At 64.5% G+C, this 3,993-nt stretch carries 3 protein-coding genes and 1 pseudogene; all 4 read right to left on the bottom strand.

What is annotated here, in order from left to right; translation table 11 throughout:
- Positions 1-415: TetR/AcrR family transcriptional regulator (locus ARC78_RS00650; RefSeq protein WP_158499966.1), on the bottom strand; the 415-nt coding region annotated here is incomplete at its 3' end.
- A 108-nt stretch (positions 416-523) separates the two neighbouring features.
- Positions 524-1,411, bottom strand: coding sequence for a 3-hydroxyacyl-CoA dehydrogenase (locus ARC78_RS00645; RefSeq protein WP_016448220.1), 888 nt, complete (start codon positions 1,409-1,411; stop codon positions 524-526).
- Positions 1,408-3,189 carry an oleate hydratase gene (locus tag ARC78_RS00640; RefSeq protein WP_016448219.1) on the bottom strand — a complete coding sequence of 594 codons (1,782 nt, stop codon included), beginning with the start codon at positions 3,187-3,189 and terminating at the stop codon, positions 1,408-1,410. Before ARC78_RS00640 ends, ARC78_RS00645 begins: the two co-directional genes overlap by 4 nt.
- Positions 3,190-3,415: 226 nt before the next feature.
- A pseudogene (locus tag ARC78_RS00635) lies at positions 3,416-3,628 on the bottom strand (DNA gyrase C-terminal beta-propeller domain-containing protein); the annotation flags it as partial.
- Between the last annotated feature and the right edge of the window lie 365 nt (positions 3,629-3,993).

Below are 3,993 nucleotides of genomic sequence, written 5' to 3'. Positions count from 1 at the left end.
CGCTTCCTACCCGCCAGACTCGCCAAAAAGGGCGGTTGAACTTCCTATACCCCAGCTCCATGGCGATGCGCGCCCATTCGCCCCGATGGTGGATGGTGTCCAGCCAATCCAGGATGCACGCCAGGGTGCCGTCGAGACCTGCGTCGCCGCAGGTCGCCAGCATCTGCTCCAGGCTGGCGGCCTTCTGTTCGAGGTTGCGCTCCATCACCTCCAGCAGCAGCTCCTCGCGATCGGCGAAGTTGGAGTAGAAGGCCCCCTGCGTATAGCCGGCACGCGTGCAGACGGCGCGCAGCGACAGCGCCGGGATCGAGTGCTCCACGATCAGCGCCTCGGCGGCATCCAGCAGCGCCGCGCGCGTGCGGACCTGCGATTCACTGCGGTTGAGCGGACGTGCGTGGCGTTGGGCTTGGCTCACGGCCGGCTCCGGCGCGACGGGGCGGCAGTATGCCACCGCCTTGCACAGGACGCCGTCAGCGTGCGGTGACCGTTCCCGACGGAGCACGCACGGGCGGCGGACATGGCGTCAATCATCGTAGAAGCCACCCCCCGCACCGGCGCCCAGGCGACCCTTGTCGATGTAGTTCACCTTGAGATATTCGGCCCAGCCCTGCGTTGCGGGATTTGCGCTTGCGATGTTGTACGCCGTGCGCAGGCCGACAATGTCGTAGATCTGGAACGGCCCCAGCTTGGCGCCGGTCCCGATTCGCCAGGTCTTGTCGATGTCCTCCGGACTCGCCACACCTTTCAACAACAAGGCGGCGGCCGCGTTGAGCAACGGCACCAGCAGCGAATTCAGCACGTAACCCGGCTGCTCCTTGTGCAGTCGGATCGGTTCCATGCCGATTTCCGCAGCGAAGCGCGCCACCTGCTCGAACACCTCAGGATCGGTCTGCGGCGTACCCATCACTTCCGCTGTGTTCTGGCGCCAGATGTGATTGGCGAAATGCAACGCCAGGAACTTCTCCGGCCGGCCCGTCGCATCCGCGAATGCACTGGGCAGCAGCGTGGAGGAGTTGGTGGCGAAGATGGTGCCTTCGCGCGCCAGCCTGGCGAGTTCGGCATAGACTGAGCGCTTGAGTTCCAGCTTCTCCGGCACCGCTTCAATTACCAGGTCCGCGTCGCGCACGGCCTGCGCAAGGTCGCTGCTCAGTGCGATGGCCGCCGCGACCCTGGTGGTCGCCTCGGGCGTCGTCCCCGGCAGGTCGGCGGCATATGTCTGAGCCAATCGCGTCAGGGCGTCGCGGGCACGCTCCAGCGCTGCTGCGTCAATGTCGTACGCCGTGACGCTCTTGCCGTGAAAGGCGCACTGGAAGGCGATCTGCGCGCCGAGCACGCCAGTGCCCAGCACGGTCACTCGCTGCAGGCCGGAGGGCGAGGCGACGGTCTTTGTGGTGTCCTGTGTCATGTTCATGCGTCCTCCCCGGCCAGCAGGCCGGCGTCGTGGAGCAATGCACCGATCTCGGTGCGGTCGAGCCTGGCCAACACGCGGTCGCGCAGGAACGACGGGCCCGGCAACGCCAATTCTTCGCCATCGCGCAGCTGGTGCAGTGCATCCAGCAGGGTGCGGATGTCGTAGGTGGAATTGAACACTTCCGGCACGCCGCGTTCAATGCCCAACAGCGTGTAGACCGCTTCCATCGGCGTGCGCACCGAGTACTCGGTGGTGAAGATACAGTCGCGTTGCTTCGACTCCGCGAACTGGCCGATGAATGCGAAGTTCACAGCGCCCGCTGGCACCACGTCAGGGCGATCACCGGCTTGACGCGGCATGAAGAAGGCGGTGATGTACGGCATCATCACCGGCACGGTGTTGGCTCCCGTGGCTGCAAGCTCCGCGATGTCCTCAACCGGCACACCCATGTGATACAGCCATTCCTGGGTGATTTCCTCGCCGGTGCAGTCCTGCATCGGCTTCTTGACGTAATCCCCCGGCACGTCCGCGAACAGGCCATAGAACCAGATCACGACCTGGTCCTTGGGCTGCTTCTTGAAGTGCGGCTGGCGGTTCACCGTCCAGCTCAGCAGCCAGCTGGAATCCTTGGCGGTGACAATCCCGCCGGTCACCACCTTGCCGCTGAACGGGTCGCGCTTGGCGATCTTCTCGATGTACTTCGGGATGCGCGCGTCCAGCGTGGTGATGGTGGCGGATTCCCATTTGGTCTCCGGAATGTGCGTGCCGAACACGTCGGGCCGCCCGAACGACGGATCCTTGGCCGCGATGCGCCGCCACAGATCCCAAGCCGGTGCCGGGCCTTCGTCCAGCAGCGCCGCGGTCTTATGGTCGCCCTCGTTGCTGTTTTCCACCAGCGAGCCGATGGTCATGAACAACAGGTCATCGGGGCCGAGTGCCATGCCACCGGGCTGGCCGTCGCGGTTCCAGTGGATGCGCGTGGCCTGCTTGCGTCCGTTGGTGGCATCGATGTCGAAATCGACATCTGTCACCTCGGTGCAGTACTGGAACACCACGCCCTGGTCCTTCAACCACTTCACCAATGGCAGCACCAGCGATTCGTACTGGTTGAAGCGGGTGAACTTCAACGCGGAAAGATCCGCCAGACCGCCGATGTGGTGGATGAAGCGGTGCAGATAGAGCTTCATTTCCAGCGCCGAATGCCACTCTTCGAACGCGAACATGGTGCGCCAGTACATCCAGAAGTTGCTGGCGAGGAAGTCCTCACCGAACACCTCGTTGATGCGCTTGTTCTCCATCTCCTCGCGCGTGGCCATGAAGACCTTGAGCATGTCCTTCTGCGCGGCCTTGCTGAGCGTGAACTTGCCCATGTCGGGCGCAGGCTTGCCCTGTTCGATGGTGGCGCGCTGCAGGGAGAAATTGGGGTCGTCCTTGTTCAGCCAGTAGAACTCGTCGAGCACGCTGGCCCCCTCGACTTCCAGCGACGGAATGCTGCGGAACAGATCCCACAGGCATTCGAAATGGTTCTCCATCTCGCGGCCGCCGCGGATCACGAAGCCCTTGTCCGGCTTCTCAAGTCCATCCAGTGCGCCGCCCGGCACGTCGATGCGCTCCAGGATGGTGATGCGCTCGCCCGGCATCTGGCCATCGCGGATCAGGAAGGCGGCGCCGGCCAGCGAGGCCAGGCCGGAGCCGACGAACCATGCGGATTTGCCGTCGACCCCGTCTGGCTTGCGCGGGCGGGCGAAGGCTTCGTAATTGCCACTGCTGTAATACATGTACGGACTCCAGTCGGGGAAGTTCAAGGTCATCGATCTAGCGAAAGGTCACTCCCACGGTAATGTATATCACCTGATATTTGAATTCGATTTGAGATCTATATGGCTGTCCGGACGGCTTTTCGCGGCCCGCAAATGATCTGGGCACCCGAAGGTGCCCAGAGGTAAGCGCGTTTGATGGCGGGGACGATGCCGGTATTGTTACTGCCGACCCCGCCCGCGCAGGCTACGACTGTTCGCCCCTGCTGTCCGCGTCGACGCTCGTAATTGATTCGGCATCGGCGTCGTCCAGCGAGACATCCAGCCGCTCGATCGCCTGCAGCTTCTCGCCGGCCTGCACGCGCATCAGGGTCACGCCCTGCGTGTTGCGGCCGACCTGGGCGATGTGCGCCGCCGGCGTGCGTACCAGCGTGCCGCCATCGGAGATCAGCAGCACATCGTGGTGGTCGGAGAGCGCAGCACTGGCGGGGTGCTGGCGCTGAGGAACAGGTAGCTGCCGGACGCCGGGTGGGCGGCGAACCGCAGCCGCTGGTCCCGGCAAGGTTGATCGCGGCGCGGCCGGCGGCATCGAAGTGGGAGGAGCTGGCGCAGCCGCTCGAAAATTGCGGGACGACGGCAACACCGGCGGCGCTGGCGGGACTGGCGTAGCGCGCCGTCAGGCCGGCGATTTCGGGCGCCAGATTGCGGCTCACCCGGGTGTTGTGCGCGAACCAGCCGCCCAGGAAATGGGCGAAATTGCTGCTGTTGCTGCCGAGGTACGCGCCGCTGGCGCCGCTGCCACCGGACTAGGGCCTGTTAACACTA

Origin of the sequence: Stenotrophomonas pictorum JCM 9942, assembly GCF_001431585.1 — a bacterium.
GTDB lineage: Bacteria > Pseudomonadota > Gammaproteobacteria > Xanthomonadales > Xanthomonadaceae > Stenotrophomonas > Stenotrophomonas pictorum.
This window is presented reverse-complemented; position numbering and strand designations above follow the sequence as displayed.